Below are 21,333 nucleotides of genomic sequence, written 5' to 3'. Positions count from 1 at the left end.
GTCAGGTCGGTTGGATCGGAAATGGTCGGTGAAGTGCCGGATGGCGGTCAGTCAGTCAGTCGGCCGGCCGTCCGGACTCGTGGCGGTGGGACAGCGTGCGCAGGGTCGGGCTGACGGTGGCCAGGACGGCCGCGGCGGCCATCCCGGCCGAGCAGAGCAGGATGGCCCGGTCGCCCGGCAGGGCCTGGGCGAGCGATCCGCCCAGCGCGGGGCCCGCCGCGCCCGCGGCACCGCAGGCCAGGACGAGCGTGCTGGTGAGCCTGCCGCGCAGCTCGTCCGGGGTGCGCAGCAGCTGGTCGGTCATGATGGCGGTGTTCGCCGTCGGCGGGAACAGCGCGATCAGGGCGAACAGCACCCCGATGAGATAGCCGCTGTCCATCAGCACGGTGACCGGGGCGAGCACGGCCAGGGCCCAGAACACCGCGATGATGCCGCCGTACGGGCCCAGCCGCCGGTGCAGTACGGGCGCCAGCAGCGCGCCCGCCACCCCGCCCACCCCGAGCATGGCCGCCATCACGCCGACCTCCCCGGAGGGCACCCCCCGGGCCTCGGCGAGCACGATGACGACGAGGTAGAAGGCGCTGAAGAAGAGGTTGAGCACCACCGCGCACACCACCGTGACCCGGATCCGGCGCTCCCGCCACACCCAGCGCAGCCCGGCCAGCGCCTCCCGGCCCAATGGGCCCACCCCGTCGGCGGACCGCTCGCGCCGGGGCAGCCGGACGAAGAGCAGCGCGACGAAGGAGACCGTATGTGTCACGGCGTCCACCAGGAAGGGCACGAACCGTCCCACGGCGAACAGGAACCCGCCGGTCGCGGTGCCCGCCAACTGCCCCATCGAGGCCCGTGCCGTGTTCATCGCCACCGCCGTGGGCAGATGCTCGTCCGCCACCAGGGCGGGCAGCGACGCGCTCTCGGCCGGTTCGAAGAGCGCGGCGCTCGCTCCGAACACCGCCGCCACGACGACCATGTGCCAGACGGTGGCCGCGCCCGCCCACACGGCGGCCACCAGGCTGATGGCGGAGACCGCCTGGGCCGCCTCACAGCCCAGCATGATGGCCTTGCGGTCGTAGCGGTCCACCAGGACACCCGCCGGGAGCCCGGCCACCATCTGCGCGGCGGCGATGGTGCCCATGACCAGACCGGAGGCCGCGCCCGAGCCGGTGAGGGCGAGGACCAGCAGGGGAAACGCGATCAGCGCCGTGTGGAAGCCGAACTCCGAGAGCGCCTGACTGCCCCACAGCAGCCGGTAGTCCCGGTTGCGCGACAGCGGAACCGGCGGCGACACCGGCGGGGCGGCGGTCATACGGCGCCCCGGCAGTCCCCGGCGATCCGGCGCAGGGCTTCGGCGAAGGTCCCGGCCACCGCCGCCACGGTCGTCCTCTCGTGCACATCGGGGCGGTAGCGCCAGGTGAAGCCGAGCCGGCCGTCCTGTACCGCGCCCACCACCTCCAGCAGATGGGGGCCGCCCTCGCGCGGATCGTGGTCCTGGCCGAACGAGCCGTGCTCGGCGTGGACCAGACCGCCCTGCGACTCGGCCGACCGGGCGTCCCACTGGCCGAGGTAGTTGAACACGATCTGCGGCCCGGCGCCGTGCCGGGACAGCCGCTCGCGCAGCTCGGGTGGGCCGAAGGCGCGCAGTGCCCCGAAGCCGAAACCGTTGCCGGGGACGGTCCGCAGCCGCCGCCGCACCGACTTGACCAGCCCCCGCCAGTCGGCCGGCCGGCCGTCGGGGAGGTCCGGCAGCTCGAAGGAGACCGGATACATGGTGGTGAACCAGCCCACCGTACGGGAGAGATCGACACCGTCCAGGATGTCCTCGCGCCCGTGGCCCTCCAGCTCCACCGAAACCCGCTCCTGGCCGGTCCAGCGGGACAGCGCCAGCGCGAGGGCGGCGAGCAGCACATCGTTGATGCGGGTGCGATAGGCGGTGGGCGCCGAGCGCAGCAGCGCCTCGGTGTCCCGCTCGTCCAGCTCGACCGGCACCGTACCGATCTCGGGCCCTGGCGCGGCCACTTGACGGTCGACCGGCAGCGGCCGGGCGTCGAGGGCCTCGCACCAGTGGTCGGCCTCATGGTCCAGGCCGCCCTCGGCGACATGCTCCGCGAGCCGCCGCGCCCAGTCGCGGAAGGCGGTGGTCCTGGTGCCGAGGTCCACCGGTTCGCCCCGCACGCCCTGCTGATAGGCGATGTCCAGGTCGTCCAGCAGGATCCGCCAGGACACCCCGTCGATGACCAGGTGGTGCGCGGTCAGGAAGAGGAACGGCCGCCGGGCCTCGCCGAAGCGGAACAGCGCGGCCCGCAGCAGCGGCCCCCGGCCCAGGTCGAAGCCCGCGTGGAGGGCGTCGGCCGCCTTCTCCATCGCCGCGTCCGCCTCCCGCGCCGGCAGACCGGACAGGTCGTGGCGATCCAGGACGGCGCCGTCGCCATCCGGCTCCGGGACGTGGCCGTGCCACTCGCCGCCGTCCTCGGTGAACCGGGTGCGCAGCGCGTCATGGTGGACCAGGAGCGCGGCCAGCGCCCCCTCCAGCGCCTTCTCGTCCGGCTCCCGGTGCAGCTCGAGCAGCGTGGACTGGTTGAAGTGGCGCGGATTCACGGTGTGGGTGGCGAAGAACCAGCGCTGGATCGGGGTGAGTGGAAGCGGCCCGGCCACCGGCTCCGCGCGGCCCTCGTCCCGTTCGGCGGTGGCCACGGTGGCGAGCGCGGCCACCGACTGATGGCTGAACAGATCCTTGGTGGTCAGCCGCAGCCCGGCCTGGCGGGCGCGGGAGACCACCTGGATGCTGAGGATGGAATCCCCGCCCAGCTCGAAGAAGTTGTCCTCCACACCCACCCGTTCCAGACCGAGCACATCGGCCCAGATGTCCGCGATCCGGCGCTCCAACGGGGTGCGCGGGGCGACATGGCCCGCACCGGAGGTGACGGTCGCCGGGTCCGGGTCGGGCAGCGCCCGGCGGTCCACCTTGCCGTTGGCCGTGAGCGGAAGGGCGTCCAGGGTGGCGAACGCCGACGGCACCATATGGGGCGGAAGGGTCCGCCCCAGGACGTCGCGCAGCGAGGCGGCGGTCGGCGAGGCACCCGGCGCCGGGACGACATAGCCCACCAGGCGCTTCCCGCCGGAGGGCTGCTCCGGATTCGGGGCGGTCTCCCGTACGGCGACCACCGCTTCCCGCACCTCCGGGCTGCGCCGCAGCGCGCTCTCCACCTCGCCGAGTTCGATCCGGAAGCCCCGCACTTTGACCTGGTCGTCGGCGCGGCCCAGGAACGCGAGCTCACCGTCGCCGGTCCACCGCACCACATCGCCGGTGCGGTACATCCGCCCGCCCGCCGGGCCGAACGGATCGGCCACGAACCGTGCGGCGGTCAGCCCCGGGCGGCCCAGATAGCCCCGCGCCAGACCCGCGCCCGCCACATACAGCTCCCCGGACACACCCACCGGCACCGGGCGCAGGGCCTCGTCCAGTACGTAGACCCGGGTGTTCGGGATCGGCCGGCCGATCGGCGGCGCCCCCGACCCTGCGGTCAGCGGCCCGGACCAGGTGCTCACCACCGTGGCCTCGGTCGGGCCGTAGGAGTTGACCATCCGCCGGCCCGGCGCCCAGCGGTCCACCAGCTCGGCGGGGCAGGCGTCGGCGCCGACGATGAGGGTACGCAGATCCGGCAGCCCCGTTCGCCGATCCGCCTCCTCCACGGTGGCCAGCGCGGCCGGGGGGATCAGCGCATGGGTGATCCGCTGCCCGCCGAGCACCTCGGCCAGCCGCTCGCCCAGCAGTGGGCCCTCGTCACCGATCACCAGTATCGCGCCACGCGGCAGCGAGACACACAGCTCCAGGACGGAGGCGTCGAAGCTGGGGGAGGAGAGCTGGAGCACCCGGTCCCCGGCCCGTACGTCGTAGTGCGCGGCCGCGGCGGCCGAGAAACTGGCCAGCCCGGCATGGGTGACCACGACCGCCTTGGGCACACCGGTGGAGCCGGAGGTGTAGATGACATACGCCGGGTGGTCCGGTGTCAGGCCACGGAGTGGCGGTGGCCCGGCGGGGCCCTCCCCGGCCCATACCGAGACCGCGTCGTCGAGCACCACCGAGGGCGCGGCGTCCCGCAGCATGAACGCCACCCGCTCCTTCGGATAACCGGGGTCGACCGGCAGGAACGCACCGCCCGCCTTCGCCACGGCCAGCTGTGCCACCAGCATCTCCACCGAACGCGGCAGCACCAGCGCCACCAGCCGTTCCGGCCCCACCCCCCGGCCGATCAGCCGGTGGGCCAGCCGGTTCGCGGCCACCTCCAGCTCGGCGAAGGTGAGATCGCCCTTCCCGTACCGCACGGCCGTGGCATCCGGCGAGACGGCCACCTGGCGCTCGAACAGCTCGCGCAGCGTGGCCCGCTCCACCTCCAGGCGGGTGTCGTTCCACTCGACCAGGGTGCGCCGCAGCTCGGCCGGGGTGGTCAGCGGCAGCGCGCCCACCGGCCGCTCCGGATCCTCGGCGATCCCGGCGAGCAGCGCCCGCAGGGCCGTGCCCATCCGTTCCACGGTCGAGGCGTCGAACAGATCGGTGCTGTAGCCGATCAGCCCGCGCAGCTCGCCCCCCTCGTCCTCGGCGAACTCGAAGGTGAGGTCGAAGGCGGCGGTCCGCGTGTCGAGTTCCACGTCCGCCAGCTCCAGACCGGGCAGCTCCAGCGCCCGGCCCGGGGCGTTCTGGAGTACCACCATCGCCTGGAACAGCGGTGTCCGGCTGGTGTCCCGCACCGGTCGCACCTCGTCCACCACCCGCTCGAACGGCACCGCCTGATGGGCGAAGGCGTCCAGGACGGTGCCGCGCACCTCGGCCAGGAAGTCGCCGAAGCGGGTGTGCGGATCGACGGTGGAGCGCAGTACCAGGGTGTTCACGAAGAAACCGATCAGCCGCTCCACCTCGGGGCGCTCCCGCCCGGAGGTGACGGTGCCCACGGCGATGTCCCGCCCGCCGGACAGCCGGGCCAGCAGGATCTGGGCCGCCGCCACCAACGTCATGAACAGGGTGGTGCCCCGCGTCCGCCCGAGCTCCTTCAGGCGCGAGCTCACCCCGGCGGGCACCGTGAACTCCACGGTGGCGCCGTTCTTCGTGCGCACCGCCGGGCGGGGCCGGTCGGTGGGCACCTCCAGCGGCGGCACCCCGGCCAACTGCCGTGTCCAGTAGGCCAGTTCCTCATCCGCCCGAGGAGCGGTGAGTTCGGTGCGCTGCCAGGCGGCGAAGTCCGCGTAGTGCACCGGGAGCGGTGGCAGCGCCGCGGGCTCACCGCTCAGCGCCGCCCGGTACAGCTCCCGCAGATCGCCGGTGAGCACACCGGTGGACCAGCCGTCGGTGATGATGTGATGCAGCGTCAGGCTCAGTATGTGCTCCTGGGCGCCGAGCCGGATCAGCCCGGTGCGCAGCAGCGGGCCGCGCCGCAGGTCGAACGGGCGCGCCCGTTCGTACGCCAGCAGCTCCCGCAGCTCCGCCTCCCGCTCGGCGGCGGGGAGATGGGACAGGTCGTACGGATCGAGCCGGATCTCCCGGGGGCCGTGCACGATCTGCACCCCGCGGCCGTCCACCGCGTCGAAGGTGGTCCGCAGCGACTCGTGCCGGGCCACCAGCGCGGTCAGCGCCGCGCTCAGCGCGGCCACGTCGAGGGCTCCCCGCATCCGCAGCGCCAGCGGGGTGATGTACTCGGCGCTGTCGGGGGCGAAGGAGTCCAGGAACCACAGCCGCTGCTGCGGATACGACAGCGGCAGCTCGCCGTCCCGGGCCACCGGAGTGATCGGGGCGGGCCGGTCCGCGCCGCGGCCGTCCGCGCCGTCGAGCGCCCCGGCCAGGGCGGCGACGGTCGGATGGGTGAACACCAGGCGAGGCGACGGCTCCACCCCGAGCACCTCCCGCAGCCGTGAGGTGAGCCGGATGGAGAGGATCGAGTCGCCGCCGAGTTCGAAGAAGTTGTCCCCGGCGCCGACGCGCTCGACCTCCAGCACCTCGGCCCAGACCGCCGCCACGGCCCGTTCGGCCCCCTCGCGCGGCGCCCGGTAGGGCGTACGGCGGGTGTCCGGGCCCGGTGCGGGCAGCGCCGCGCGGTCCAGCTTCCCGGTGGGGCCGAGCGGCAGCGCCTCCAGCGGAAGAACGGCCGACGGCACCATGTAGTCCGGCAGCCGCTCGGCCGCGTACGCCCGCAGCCGGTCACCCTCCACCGGGGTATCGCCGGCGGCCACCACATAGGCCACCAGCCGCTTGCCACCGGGACCGTCCTCCCGGGCCACCACCGCGACGTCCGCCACCTCCGGATGCCCGGCCAGCACCCCCTCCACCTCGCCCGGCTCGATCCGGAAGCCACGGACCTTGACCTGGTCATCGGCGCGGCCCAGGAACTCCACCGTGCCGTCCTGGTGTCGCCGCGCCAGATCGCCGGTGCGGTACATCCGCTCCCCGGCGGGCCCGTACGGATCGGGGAGGAACGCCGCCGCGGTCGCGCCGGGACGGCCGAGGTAGCCACGCGCCACCCCCTCCCCGGCGACGAAGAGCTCGCCGACCACACCCGGCGGCACGATCCGCATCCTGGAGTCCAGGACGTGGACCCGCATGTTGTCCAGCGGACGGCCGATCGGCACCACCTCGGGCACCTCGCCTGCCCGGGACATCGGGAAGCACGTGGCGAAGGTCGTGGTCTCGGTCGGCCCGTAGCCGTCCACCACGGTCAGCCCGGGGCAGCGCTCCAGCGCCCGGCGCACCGAGGCCGCGGGCACCACATCGCCGCCGGTCCACACCTCGCGCAGCCCCGTGAAGCAGTCCGGCGCGTCCCTGGCCAGCAGCCGGAACAGCCCGGCGGTCAGCCAGAGCCCCGTCACCCCCTGCTCGGCCACCAGCCGGCGCACCTCGGCCGCGTCCAGCTCGCCCGATGTCACCACCACCCGGCCACCGTTCAGCAGCGGCACCCACATCTCGTAGGTGGCGGCGTCGAACGCCACCGGCGAATGCAGCGGCACCCGCTCGTGTCCGCCACCGGCGAAGGCACGGTCCAGGGCCAGCGCCGCCACATCGCGATGGCGCACCCCCACGGCCTTCGGCACACCGGTCGACCCGGAGGTGAACATCACATACGCCAGCTGGTCCCGGTGCACCGGCACCGCGGCCGCCACCGGCTCGCCCTCCCGGGCGGCGGCCACCTCCTCCGGCGTCAGCACGACCGCGGCGCCCGCCTGGTCCAGCAGCGTCCGCCGCCGGTCGCGCGGGGCGCGGGCGTCCACCGGTACGTACACCCCACCGGCCCTGACCACCGCGAGCTGGGCCACGACCAGCTCCACCGACCGGTCCATGAGCAGCGCCACCCGGTCCTCGGGACGCACCCCGGACCGCAGCAGATGTCCGGCCAACCGGCCCGCCCACCCGTCGAGTTGGGCATAGCTGAGCGAGGTGGCGCCGTCGGTGACGGCGACGGCGTCCGGGCAGCGGCGCACCCGCTCGGCGAACAGCTCCGCCAGCGAACCCTCCGGCAGCGGCCGGGCGGTGGCATTCCACTCGCCGGCCACCCGCAGGCGCTCCGCCTCCGTCAGCAGCGGCAGCTCGTCCAGCGACCGCCCGGCGCCGTCCGCGATCCCGGTCAGCAGCGTCTCCAGATGGGCCGCCGCCCGCTCCACCGTGGCCGCGTCGAACAGCGCCGGATCGTAGGCGAGGTCGAAGCCCAGCCGGTCGCCGAGATAGGCGCGCAGACACAGCGGGAAGTTGGTGGAGTCCTCGGCCCGCACCTCAAGCACCCGGATCCCGGCACCGGCCGCCGACGCCTCGTCGAAGGGGTAGTTCTCGAACACCACCATGCTTTCGAAGAGCGCCTCACCGGCCTGTATCCCGCTGAGGGCCTGGATCCGGGGGAGTGCGACGAAGTCGAAGCGGCGGGACTCGCTCTGCTGCTCCTGGAGCTCCCGCAGCCATGCCACGACCTCACGGCCGCCCTCGGCCACGGCCCGGGTGGGGACCGTGTTGATGAACATGCCGACCATCGTCTCCACGCCCGGCAGCCCCTCGGGACGGCCCGAGACGGTGGTGCCGAACACCACGTCGCGCACCCCGCAGTACCGCGACAGCAGCAGCGCCCACGCGCCCTGCACCACCGTGTTGACCGTCAGCCCGCCGCCCCGCGCGGTCTCCCGCAGCCGGGCGGACACCTCCTCGGTCAGCTCCAGCCGGGTCAGCGCGGTCGAGGTGGTGCGATGCGCCTCCCGGGGTGGCCGGTCGTACGGCAGCGGCGTACGGGCGCCGAACCCGGCCAGCACCTCGCGCCAATGCCGCTCCGCACGCTCCTGGTCCTGCTCACGCAGCCAGCGCAGGAAGTCCCGGAAGGCCCGGCGGGCGGGCGGCCGGGGCGAGCGCCCGGCCACCAGGGCCGCGTAGGTCTCGCACACCTCGGCGAAGATCTGGCCGGTGCTCCAGCCGTCGAGCATCAGATGGTGCGAGGTCCACACCAGCATGACCTCGCCATCGGGCAGATCGGCCACCGCGATCCGGCTCAGCGGCGCCGAGGTGAGCTCCATCCCGGCGGCGCGGTCCTCGGCCAGCAGCCGCCGCAGCGCCTCCTCCCGCGCGGACGGCGCCAACTCCCGCCAGTCCAGCCGGACGGTGGGCAGGTCGGCCCGGCGGTGGACCACCTGGACCGGCTCGGCCAGCCCCTCCCAGCGGACCGAGCCGCGCAAGCCCGGCGTACGGTCCACCACCCGCTGCCAGGCGGCCGCGAAGGCGTCCGGGTCGGCGATCCCGCCGATCCGGATGGCGATCTGGTCGAAGTAGGCGCCACCGGCGGCAGCGCCGTCCACGAGGCCATGGAAGAGCATGCCCGCCTGGAGCGGGGTCAGCGGATACACGTCCTCCACCCCGCCACCGTCACCGGCGATCAGATCCACCTGCCGCTGGCCGAGCCGGGCGAGCGGGAAGTCGGACGGGGTGCGCCCGCCCGCGCCTGGCTCGGCGCAGTGCGCCACGATCTCCCTCAGCGCGGCCAGACAGTCGTCCGCGACCCGGCGCACGGTGGCCTCGTCGTACATCCGGGCCGGATAGCTCCAGCCCAGCTCGAGACGGCCGTCCTGGACCGCCCCGGTGACCTCCAGCAGACATGGGCGGGTCTCCCCGGGCGCGGCGTCCTGGCCGGTCACCGGGAGCGCGGCGCGGTACAGGCCCGGGGCGCTTGCGCCGTCCGCGGCCACCTCCCACTGGCCGTGGTAGTTGAAGACGATCCGCGGCGCCGGGCCGCCCCGCAGCTCCCCGGCCGGGGAGCCCTCGGGAGCCAGATGGCACAGCGCTCCGTAACCGAGCCCGTGGTGCGGAACGGCCCGCAGCTGCTCCTTGACGGACCGCAGGGTGTCACGCCACCCCGCCCCGGCGTCGACGGCCAGCGCGAGCGGGTACTCGGCGGTGAACCAGCCGACCGTACGGGAGAGGTCCAGATCCTCGAAGAGATCCTCGCGGCCGTGTCCCTCCACGCCGATCAGCACCGTGTCTCCGCCGGTCCAGCGCGCCAGGCTCCGGCCGAGCGCGGCGAGCAGTACGTCGTCGATCCGCGTCCGGTAGACGCCGGGGACCCGGCGCAGCAGCGCCTCGGTCTCGGCACGGCCGAGGACCGTGGTCACCGTGGCCGCCGTCTCATGGGTGTTGGGGCCCTCGCGGTCGACGGGGAGCGCGGCGGGCGCGGAGCGCGCCACGCCCGTCCAGTACGTCAGGTCGCCGTCGAGCCCGCCGGAGCGCACATGGTCCGCCAGCCGGGCGGCCCACTGGGTGAAGGCGCTGCTCGCCGGGGGCAGGGTGGGCGTGCCACCGGCGGCGACGGCGCGGTAGGCGGTCTCCAGATCGCCGAGCAGGATCCGCCAGGAGACGCCGTCCACCACCAGATGGTGGGCGGTGAGCAGCAACTCCGGCGGCCGTCCGGACCCGAAGGTGAACAGCAGCGCCCGCAGTACGGCCCCCTCCGCGATGTCCAGCCCCGTCTGGGCCGCGACCGTGGCCTCCCGTACGGCCTCGGCGCGTGCCGCGTCGTCAAGGCCGGACAGGTCGTGCCGCTCCAGAACACCGCCGGGGGCGGTGGGCAGAACCTCCTGCCGCCACCGCCCGTCGACGACCGGGAAGCGGGTGCGCAGCGCGGCGTGGTGCGCCACCAGGGCCTCCAACGCCTGCCGCAGGGCGGCCTCGTCGAGGTCACCGGTGAGCTCCAGCCGGTGGCTCATGGTGAAGTGGTGCCGGTCGCCGGGCCGCCGCCCGTCCAGGTACCAGTGCTGGATGGGGGTCAGCGGCGCCGGTCCGGCCACCGCCCCGGCCGTCCCGGCGAGCGGCTGCCGCCGGGCCGTCTCGACGCCCAGCGCGAGCTCCGCGACGGTCTGGTGGCGGAAGACGTCCTTGGAGGTGAGCGTCAGCCCGGCCCGGCGGGCGCGGGAGACGATCTGGATGCTGAGGATCGAATCGCCGCCCAGGGCGAAGAAGTTGTCCTCCACGCCCACCTCGGGGACGTCCAGCACCTCGGCCCACACGCCCGCCAGCACCGTCTCTGCGGCGTTCCGGGGCGCCACATACGGTGAGCCCCGCTCCGGCCGGTCCGGGGGAGCGGGCAGCGCGCGCCGGTCCACCTTGCCGCTGTCGGTGCGGGGCATCCGGTCCAGCGGTAGGAAGGCGGCCGGGACCATGTAGTCGGGCAGGGTGCGCTTGAGCAGGGCGCGCAGCTCCACCGGACCGGGGGAGCCGGTTGAACCGTCGGAGCGGGTCACCAGATCGGAGCAGGTCACCAGATAGGCCACCAGCCGCCGGTGGCCGGTGTCCTCGCGGGCCACGACCACCGCCTCCTGGACCGCCGGATGGCCCAGCAGCGCGGCCTCGATCTCGCCGGGCTCGATCCGGAACCCGCGGATCTTGAGCTGTTCGTCGGCGCGGCCCAGGTACTCCAGCGTCCCGTCCGCCGTCCAGCGCGCCCGGTCCCCGGTGCGGTACATCCGGCTGCCGGGAGGGCCGTACGGGTCGGCGACGAAATGCGCCGCGGTGAGCCCCGGGCGGCGCAGATAGCCGCGGGCGACCTGCGCCCCGGCCAGATGGAGCTCACCGGGGACGCCGGGCGGCACCGGCCGCAGCGCGCCGTCCAGGACGTACGCCCGCAGATTGCGGCCGGGCCGTCCGATGAGCGGACGGTCGCCCAGACCCGCCAGGTCGCCGTAGACCGCGTCCACGGCGCATTCGGTGGGCCCGTAGAAGTTGTACGCCGCCACGCCCGGCACCGCGCGCAGCTCCCGCCACAGCGCCGCCCCGAGGGCCTCGCCGCCCACCATGACGATCCGGGGGCGGTGGCGGTCCCCGGCGAACAGCCCGGCCGCCACCAGCTCATGGAGGTACGACGGGGTGACGTCGAGGAAGTCCAGACCACGGTCCTGGACCAGCGCCACGAGGGCGGCCGGGTCCAGCCGTACCGCGTCGTCCACCAGATGCACCTCCTGGCCCGAGGCCAGGAACACCGCGCCCTCCCAGGAGGTGTCGAAGGAGAACGCGGCGGTCAGCGCAGAGCGCAGCGGACGGCCCGCCTCGGCCTGGTGCGGGTCGATGAGCCCGGCCCGGTGGTCAAGACAGAGGTTGACCAGCTGGCGGTGTTCGACGGCGACACCCTTGGGGCGGCCGGTGGACCCCGAGGTGTAGGTGATGTACGCGGTGTGTCCGGGCAGCAGGGGGGACAGCAGGTCCGTGTCGGTGGGATCGGTGTCCGGCAGCCGGTCCAGGGGCGCGTCCCGCAGGGCGTCGGGGGTGAGGACGACCTCGGGCGCCGCGTCTTCCAGCAGGAACCGCGCGCGTGTCGAGGGCAGCCCGGGGTCCACGTACAGGTGCGTACCACCCGCCTTGAGGACCGCGAGCTGGGCCACCACGGAATCGGCGGTGCGCGGAAGCCTGACCGCGACCACCTTCTCCGGGCCCACGCCCAGGGCGATCAGATGGTGGGCCAGCCGGTTGGCGGCCGTGTTCAGCCCCGCGAAGTCGTAGGTGGCGTCGGAGGCCACCAGCGCGGTGGCGCCCGGGGTGCGGGCGGCCCGCTCCTCGAAGAGCCGGGGGAAGGTGGTGTCCGGTACGGCGAGCGCGGTGTCGTTCCACTCCTCCAGCACCGTCCGCCGCTCCCCGGCGGTCAGCAGCGGCAGTTCGCCCACCCGGCGCCCGGGGTTTTCGGCCACCGCTTCCAGCAGCAGCCGCAGCTGACGGGCCATCCGCTCCACGGTGGCCGTGTCGAACAGATCGGTGTCGTACTCCACGAAGCCGGTCAGGCCGCCGGGGCCCGCCACGAAGTCGAAGCCCAGGTCGAAACCGGCGGTCCGGCCCGGGACCCGTACGGCCTCCACGGTGAGGCCGGGCAGGTCGGGCACCTCGGCGCCCAGGTTGTGCAGCGCCACCATGACCTGGAAGAGCGGGGTGCGGCTGGTGTCCCGCTCCGGCTGGAGCGCGTCCACGATCCGCTCGAACGGCACGTCCTGATGGGCGAAGGCGTCCAGCACGGTGCCCCGCACCCGGGTGAGCAACTCCTCGAACGAGTCGTCGGCCGCCACGCTGGTGCGCAGCACCAGCGTGTTCACGAACATCCCGACCAGATGCTCCAGTTCGGGCCGCTCCCGTCCCGAGGTCACCGTGCCCACCGCGATGTCCTGCTGCCCCGACCAGCGGGCCAGCAGCACCTGACAGGTGGCGAGGAGCGTCATGAAGAGGGTGGAGTCGCGGCGCCGCCCGGCCGCGCGCAGCCGCTCCACCAGCGCGGCGGGCAGGGCGAACTCCAGCAGCGCCCCACATCTGGTCTGCACGGCCGGCCGGGGACGGTCGGTCGGCAGCTCCAGCGGCGCCAGATCCGCCAGCCGCGCCCGCCAGTACTCCAGCTGTGGCTCCATCCGCGCCGCGCCGCCGAGCGGATCGCGCTGCCACGCCGCGAAGTCGGCGTAGCCCAGCGGCAGCGGGGCGAGCGCGGGCCGCCGCGCCATGACGGCCGCGCCGTAGAGCTCGCTCAGATCGGTGCCGATGACGGCCGTGGACCAGCCGTCCGTGACGATGTGGTGCATCGTCAGGGTGAGCACGTGCTCCTCGTCGTCCAGCCGGATCAGGGACGCCCGCAGCAGCGGCCCGGTGCGCAGATCGAAGGGGGTGGCGCCCTCCCGCTCCAGCAGCCGCTCAAGCTCCCGCTCGCGCTCGCCCACGGGACGGGCCGCGAGGTCGTGCACCGGCAGCGCCACCGGATACGGATCGTGCACCCGCTGCACCCCACGGCCGTCCACGTCGGCGAACGTGGTCCGCAGCGGCTCATGGCGGGCCACAAGGGCGTCCAGGGCGGTGCGCAGCGCGGCGGTGTCCAGGCGGCCGCGCAGCCGCAGCGCGAACGGCGTCACATACTCCGTGCCGCCGTCGAAGGAGTCCAGGAACCACAGCCGTGCCTGCGGATACGACAGCGGCAGCTCTCCGTCCCGAGGCACGGCCGGGATGACGTCAGCCGCCCCGCCGACCTCCGCCGCCCCGCCGTCCCCCGCCGCCCCGCGCGTGTCCGGCTCGCCCAGCGCGGCGGCGAGCTCGGCCACGGTGGTGTGGGTGAACAGCGCGCGCGGGGAGACCTCGGTGCCGAAGGCCGCCCGCAGCCGGGAGGCCACCCGGATGGCCAGGATCGAATCGCCGCCCAGGGCGAAGAAGTCGTCCGTCGCCCCGGCCTCCTCGACCGGCAGCACCTCGGCCCACACCCGCGCCACCGTGCGCTCGGCCTCGGTACGCGGGGCGATCCGCTCGGCGCTCGCCGCGAAGCCGTCGAGGCCGGGCGCGGGCAGTCCGCGCCGGTCCAGCTTGCCGTTGGCGGTCAGCGGCAACGCGTCCAGCGCCACGAACGCCGCCGGGACCATCTGCGCGGGCAGCGACCGCTGAAGGAACTCCCGCAACTCACCGGCCCCCGGCGGCTCGGCCGAACCGGCGGCCACCACATAGGCCACCAGCCGCCGCGCACCGGGCTGGTCCTCCCGTACGGTCACCACCGCGTCGCCGACCCCCGGATGGGCGGCCAGCGCGGCCTCGATCTCCCCGGGCTCGATCCGGAAACCACGGATCTTCACCTGGTCGTCGGCGCGCCCCAGATACTCCAGTTCCCCTTCCGCGCTCCACCGGGCCAGGTCACCGGTGCGGTACATCCGGCTCCCGGCGGGCCCGTACGGATCGGCCACGAAACGGGACGCGGTCAGCCCCGGGCGGCGCAGATAGCCCCGGGCGAGCCCGGCCCCCGCCACATACAGTTCGCCGACCGCCCCCGGCGGCACCGGCTCCAGCGCCTCGTCCAGCACATACACCCGCAGATCGGGGATGCCGGTGCCGATGGCGCTCGTCGCGACGGACGCTGCCGCGAGGTCGAGCGGGGCGTAGGTGACATGCACGGTGGTCTCGGTGATCCCGTACATGTTGACCAGCAACGGCGCGGTGTCCGGATGCCGTGCGTACCAGCCCGCCAGCCGCCGCGCGTCCAGCGCCTCACCGCCGAACACCACCCGGCGCAGGGCGAGTTGGGCTCCGGGGCGCTCCTCGTCGGCGCGCATCAGCCCCTGGAAGGCGGACGGTGTCTGGCTCAGCACCGTCACCCGCTCCTCCACCAGCAGCCGCAGGAACTCCTCGGGGGAGCGGGAGACCGCGTACGGGACCACCACGAGCCGGCCGCCGTGCAGCAGCGGCCCCCAGATCTCCCAGACGGAGAAGTCGAAGGCGTAGGCGTGGAACAGCGTCCACACATCGCTCGCGTCGTACGAGAACCACTCCCGGGTCCGGGAGAACAGCCGCACCACATTGGAGTGCGGGATCACCACGCCCTTGGGCACGCCCGTGGACCCGGAGGTGTAGATGGCGTAGGCGGGGCTCTCCGGCAGCGGCCCTGAACCGGCCGGGAGGTCGGCGGGCCGGCACTCCAGATCGGCGATCAGGGCGGGGTCGTCCAGACACAGCCGGGCCACGGCGGTGTCCGCGTCGCCGTCCGCGCCCAGCCGTGCCGCGAAGGCCGAGGTGGTCAGCAGGGCCACCGGTTCGGCGTCGGCGAGCATCCGGGCGATCCGGCCGGACGGCTGGTCCGGGTCGAGGGGCAGATAGGCCGCGCCCGTCTTCAGCACCGCCACGATCGCCACGATCATCTCCGGCGAACGGGGCAGCGCCAGCGCCACATACCGCTCCCGCCCGGCGCCCTCGGCGATCAGCCGATGCGCCAACCGGCCCGCCCGCGCGTCGAGTTCGGCGTACGACAGCGACACCCCGGCACATGAGACGGCGATGGCCCCCGGGGCGCGGGCGGCCTGCTCCTCGAACAGGTCCACCAGGGTCCGCTCCGGCGCCTCAGGGGCCGCACCACCGCCGCCCCACTCCACCAGGATCCGCCGCCGCTCCTCGGCGGTGGTCCACGGAAGCGCCCGCAGCGGACGGTCGGGGTCCGTCGCGATCGCGGTGAGCAGCAGATGCAGCCGGTCGGCGAGCGCGGCGGCGGTCCGGGCGTCGAACAGCGCCGGGTCATAGCCGAGGTCGAAGCCCAGCCGGTCGGAGAGATGGGCCCGCAGACTCAGGCCGAAGTTGGTGGCGTCGATCGAGCGGACCTCGATGATCCGCAGGCCCGCCTCGCGCGCCGAGGAGTCGTCAAAGGGGTAGTTCTCGAAGGCCACCATCGAATCGAAGAGCGAGGTCCCGGCCGGTAGCTCGCTCCAGCCCGCCACCCGCGCCAGCGAGACGGATTCATGGCGCCGGGACGCGGACTGCGCCAGCTGGAGGTCCCGCAGCCAGTCACCGGTGTTCCGGGCGGCGTCCACCCGCACCCGCGTCGGCAGGGTGTTGATGAACATCCCCACCATCGACTCGACCCCGGCCAGCTCCGCCGGACGGCCCGAGACGGTGGTGCCGAAGACCACGTCGTCCTCGCCACAGTACCGGGACAGCAGCAGCGCCCAGGCGCCCTGCACGATCGTGTTGACGGTCAGGCCGCCGCGGCGGGCCGTACGGCGCAGCTCCTCCGACACCTCGGGGGTGAGCGACACCGCCACGGTCGCCGAGGACCGTGCCCGGTGGGACTCCACGGCCTTGCGGTCGGCGGGGAGCGGGGTCGGCGCGGTGAAACCGGCGAGCACATCCCGCCAGTGGCGCTCGGCCTCCTGCCCGTCCCGCCCGTCCAGCCACTCCAGATAGTCGCGGAACGGACGGCGGGCGGGAAGCGCCGGGGCACGGCCCCGGGCCGCCGCGGTGTAGCGCTCGCACACCTCGGTGAACACCTGCGCCAGGCTCCAGCCGTCCAGGACCAGATGGTGCGAGGTCCACATCAGCGCCACCCGGGTGTCGGTCAGCCGGGCGATGGCGAGCCGCATCAGCGGCGGCGTGGTCAGATCGATGCCCCGGGCCAGGTCCTCGGCCCGGAACCGCTCCAGTTCGGCCTCGCGCCGCTCCTCCGGCAGCCCGCGCCAGTCCAGCCGGGTCACGGGCACCTCGGCCCGGTGGCGGACGATCTGGAGCGGCCGCTCGACGCCCTCCCAGACGACGCCGGTCCGGAGCACCGGTGTGCGGTCCACCGTCTGCTGCCAGGCGCGGGCGAACGCCTCCGGGTCGCCCACCCCGTCCACGATCAGCGTGGCCTGGTCGAGGTAGACGTCCTCCTCGCCGCCGACCAGCCGGTGGAAGAGCATGCCCTCCTGAAGCGGGGTCAGCGGGTAGACGTCCTCGACCCGGCGCCCGTCGCCCACCAGCCGGTCGACGGCGTCCTGGTCCAGCCGGGCCAGCGGGAAGTCGGAGGGGGTCCGGCCGCCCGCGTCCGGTCCTTCGCAGTGCGCCACGATCTCCCGCAGCGCCGTGACCATGCCGTCCGCGAGCCCCCGCACCGTGGCCGTGTCGTGGACCCGGTCGGAGTACAGCCAGGTCAGCTCCAGCTCACCGTCCGCCACCACGGCGGACACGTCGAGCGGATACACCGATGGCTCGTCGGCGGCCAGATCCCGTCCCAGGCTCTCCCCGGTGAGGGTGAACGCGACGCCGTCCCCGCCCGAGTCCCACTGGCCGTGGTAGTTGAAGCAGATGCCCGGCAGCGGGGCGTCGGCGAGCGCCCGCGCGGGGGAGTCGGGGGCGCTCAGATACGCCAGCGCCTCATGGCTCAGCCCCCGGTGCGGCACCGCGCGCAGCTGTTCCTTCACCGACTTCAGCACCGCGCCCCAGCCGTCCCCGGGCAGTGTCAGCGCCACCGGGTACTGCGTGGTGAACCAGCCCACGGTCCGGGACAGATCGACGGCCGCGTCCAGCTCCTCGCGGCCATGGCCCTCCATGGCCACCAGCACCCGGTCCTCGCCCGTCCACCCGGCGAGCACCCGCCCCAGCGCGCCGAGGAGCACATCGTTGATCTGCGTCCGGTACACCCCGGGCACCCGGCGCAGCAGCCCGTCGGTGACCTCGCGGTCGAGCGTGACGCGCACGGTGTGGGTGGACCCGGCGGTGGCCGTGCCGGGACGGTCCACCGGAAGGTCCGCGCCGCCCGCCCGCCGTACGCCCTCCCAGTACGGCAGATCGCCGTCCAGCTGGCCCTTCCGCACCCGCTCGCCCAGCCGGTGGGCCCAGGTGGCGAAGGGGGTGGAGGCGGGCTCCAGCCGCACCGGCTCCCCGGTGGCGGCCTGCCGGTAGGCGCTCTCCAGGTCGCCCAGCAGAATGCGCCACGAGACGCTGTCCACGGCCAGGTGGTGCACGGTGAGGAACAGCCGTGGCCGGGCCCCGCCCCCGCGCCGCAGCAGGGCGCCCCGCAGCAACGCCCCGGTGGCCAGGTCGAGTTCGGCGCGGGCGGCCTCGGCGGCGGCCGTCTCCTCGGTGCCGCCGAGCCCGGACAGCTCGTGGCGGCGCAGCACCGGGCCGCCCGGCGCGCCGTCCGCCAGCTGCCGCCACTCGCCGTCGTCGCCCTGGACGAACCGGGTGCGCAGGGCCGGGTGGTGCGCGACCACGGCGTCCAGCGCGGCCTCCAGCGCACCCTCGTCCACGTCGGGCGGCAGCTCGAGGACCATCGACATGGTGAAGTGGCGCAACGGGCCATGGGTGGCGAAGAACCAGCGCTGGATCGGGGTGAGCGGCGCCGGACCCGCCACCTCCGCCGACTCGCCGCCGTCCTGAGGTGCTGTGCGCGGTGCCACGGCGGCGGCCAGCCCGGCGACGGTCTGGTGCAGGAAGACATCCCGCGAGGTGAGCGCGAGTCCGGCCCGGCGGGCCCGGGAGACGATCTGGATGCTGAGGATCGAATCGCCGCCCAGCTCGAAGAAGTTGTCGTTCACCCCCACCGTCCGGGCGCCCAGCACCTCGGCCCAGATCCGCGCCAGCTCCCGCTCCGCCTCGGTGCGCGGCGCGGTGGTGTCCCGCTCCGGCCGGTCCGCGTCCAGCCGCGGCGCGGGCAGCGCCCGGCGGTCCAGCTTGCCGCTGGTGCTGAGCGGCATGGCGTCGAGGGCGACGAAGACACCGGGGACCATATGGCCGGGCAGGGTGCGCCCGAGGGCCGCGCGCAACTCACCGGAGGCGGGCGGCTCACCGCCGGGCGCGGGCACGTAGTAGGCGGCCAGCCGGGTGTGGCCGCGGTCGTCGGTCACCGCGACGACGGCCGCCTCGGCGACGGCCGGCAGATCCAGCAACGCCGCCTCGATCTCGCCCGGTTCGATCCGGTGGCCCCGGATCTTCACCTGGTCGTCGGCCCGGCCGAGGTAGTCAAGCTCCCCGTCCGCGGTCCAGCGGGCCAGGTCCCCGGTGCGGTACATCCGGCTCCCGGCGGGCCCGTACGGATCGGCCACGAAGCGGGACGCGGTCAGCCCCGGACGGCCCCGGTACCCCCGAGCCACCTGCTCACCCGCCAGATACAGCTCACCCGCCACCCCCACCGGCACCGGCCGGAGCCGGGAGTCGAGCACATGGGCCCGCAGATTGCCCAGCGGGCGGCCCACCACCGGGCGCCCCGCGCCGCCGATTCGGGCGGCGAGCGCGTCGATGGTGCACTCGGTCGGACCGTAGAAGTTGTACGCCGTCGTCCCCGGCGTGTCCGCCAGCCGCCGCCACAGCGACGGACCGATGGCCTCGCCGCCCAGCATCAGCACCCGCGGCCGGTGCCGGGGGTGGTCCAGCAGCCCGGCCGGGAGGAGCTGCCGCAGATACGAGGGGGTGAGGTCGAGGAAGTCGATGCGCCGCTCGGCGACCCGCGCCACCAGCGCGGCCGGGTCGAGCCGGGTGGCCTCGTCGATGAGGTGCAGCTCATGGCCGTCGGCCAGCAGCAGCAACCCCTCCAGCGAGGTGTCGAAGGAGAACGACGCGGTCAGCGCCGCGCGCAGCGGCCCGCCGCCCGCCTCGGCCACGAAGCCCTCGCGGTGGCCGACGAGCAGATTGACCAGCGACCGGTGCTCCACGGCCACCCCCTTGGGGCGGCCGGTGGAGCCCGAGGTGTACAGGACGTAGGCGGCGCAGTCGGGGTGCAGCGCGGCGGTCCGGTCCGCGTCCGTGGGATTCGCCACCGGCGGCGTGGCCGGGACCGCGCGCAGGGCGGCCTCGTCGAGCACCAGCGCGGGCTCGGCGTCGGACAGCAGGAACGCGAGGCGCTCGGCCGGGAGTCCGGGATCGAGGGGCAGATAGACCCCGCCCGCCTTGAGCACACCCAGGATCGCCACGACCATGTCGGAGGTCCGGGGCAGCTTCACCCCGACGACGCGCTCCGGGCCCACGCCCTGGGCGATCAGATGGTGCGCCAGCCGGTTCGCGGCCGCGTTCAGCTCCGCGAAGCCGTAAGTGGCGTCGGGGGCCACCAGCGCCGTGGCCTCCGGGGTACGGGCCGCCGCCGCCTCGAACACCGCCGGGAACGTGGCCGGTTCGACCGCGAGCGCCGGGCCGTGCCCGGCGGCCGTCATCCGCCGCCGCTCCCCGTCCGTGAGCAGGGGCAGCTCGCGCACCGGCCGGTCCGGTTCGGCCGCCACCCCGTCCAGCAGCACCAGCAGATGTCCCGCCATCCGCTCGGCGGTCGCCTGGTCGAACAGCTCGGTGCTGTACTCCAGCAGCCCCCGCAGCTCCTTCCCGTCCTCGACGAACTCGACGCTGAGGTCGAAGGTGGCCGACCGGCGGGGCACGGCCACGCCCGTCGCCGCCAGGCCGGACAGCCGGGGCGCGCTCCCCGGGGCGCTGTGCAACAGCACCATCACATCGAACAGCGGATTGCGGCCCGCCTCCCGGCGCGCACCCACGGCCTCCACCAGCCGCTGGTACGGCGCCTCGTCATGAGCGAAGGCGTCAAGCACCGTGGCCCCGGCGTCGGCCAGCAGCTCGCGGTAGGAACGGGCCGTGTCCACCGCGGAACGCAGCACCACCGTATTGACGAAGAAGCCGACGGCGCGCTCGAGTTCGGTGCGGCCACGGCCCGAGGTGACGGTGCCGATGGCGATGTCGTCCTGCCCCGACCAGCGGGCGAACAGCCCCTGGCAGGCGGCGACCAGCGCCGTGAACAGCGTGGTCCGCTCGTGCGCCGCGAGCGCCCGCAGCCGGTCCGCGGTGGCGCGGCCCACCGTGAACTCGTGGATCGCCCCCGCCGAGGTGGGCGCGGCGGGCCGGGGCCGGTCGGTGGGCAGCTCCAGCGGGACGACGCCGTCCAGCCGCTCCTTCCAGTAGCCGAGCTGGCGGTCCAGGGCGGCCCCCGAGAGCCGCTTCCGCTGCCACACGGCGAAGTCCGGGTACTGCACCGGCACCGGGGGCAGCGGATACGCGCCCGGCCCGGCGTCGTACAGCGCGCACAGCTCGTCCTGGAGCACCCCCATCGACCACCCGTCGGTGACGATGTGATGGGCCGTGAGCAGCAGTACGTGCTCGTCCTCGGCCAGCCGGATCAGCAGCGCCCGCAGCGCCGGACCGGTCCGCAGCTCGAACGGCCGGGCGTACTCGGCCAGCAGCAGCCGGTCCAGTGCCTCGGCGTCCCCGTCCTCGCCGGTGACCACCGGCAGCGGGACGGGCGCGGCCGGGCGCACCACCTGGGCGGGCCGGCCGTCGAGTTCGTCGAACGTGGTCCGCAGCGCCTCATGGCGCTCCACCAGGGCATCCAGCGCGCGGGAGAGCGCCGCCACGTCCAGTGCGCCGGTCAGCCGCAGCGCCAGCGCGCTGTTGTACCCCGCCTCCTCCGGCTGGAGGGTGTGCAGGAACCACAGCCGCTCCTGGGCGAAGGACAGCGGCAGCGGCCGCGCGCGGTCCGCGCGGGGGATGGCCTCGGCGCGCCCGGCCTTGCCCGCGAGGCGGCGGCGCAGCGCCTCCCGCAGCTCCTCGGGCAGGGCGGCGGCGCGATCCTTCCTCGAAGACGTCATGTCGTCCTT

General features: G+C 74.5%; 2 protein-coding genes. Both read right to left on the bottom strand.

The window, feature by feature from the left end; genetic code table 11:
* Positions 1–55 precede the first annotated feature (55 nt).
* Positions 56–1,306: an MFS transporter gene (locus ACJX2R_RS05235; RefSeq protein WP_413099002.1), complete on the bottom strand. Its 1,251-nt coding sequence runs from the start codon at positions 1,304–1,306 to the stop codon at positions 56–58.
* Complete coding sequence (locus ACJX2R_RS05230; protein WP_413099001.1) at positions 1,303–21,324, bottom strand: non-ribosomal peptide synthase/polyketide synthase; 20,022 nt, start codon at positions 21,322–21,324, stop codon at positions 1,303–1,305. The genes ACJX2R_RS05235 and ACJX2R_RS05230 overlap by 4 nt, the downstream gene beginning before the upstream one ends.
* Positions 21,325–21,333 lie beyond the last annotated feature (9 nt).

The organism is Streptomyces sp. Inha503, from assembly GCF_047215865.1.
Lineage (GTDB): Bacteria > Actinomycetota > Actinomycetes > Streptomycetales > Streptomycetaceae > Streptomyces > Streptomyces lycopersici.
Note: the sequence above shows the minus strand (reverse complement) of the source record. Positions and strands in the feature narration are given on the sequence as shown.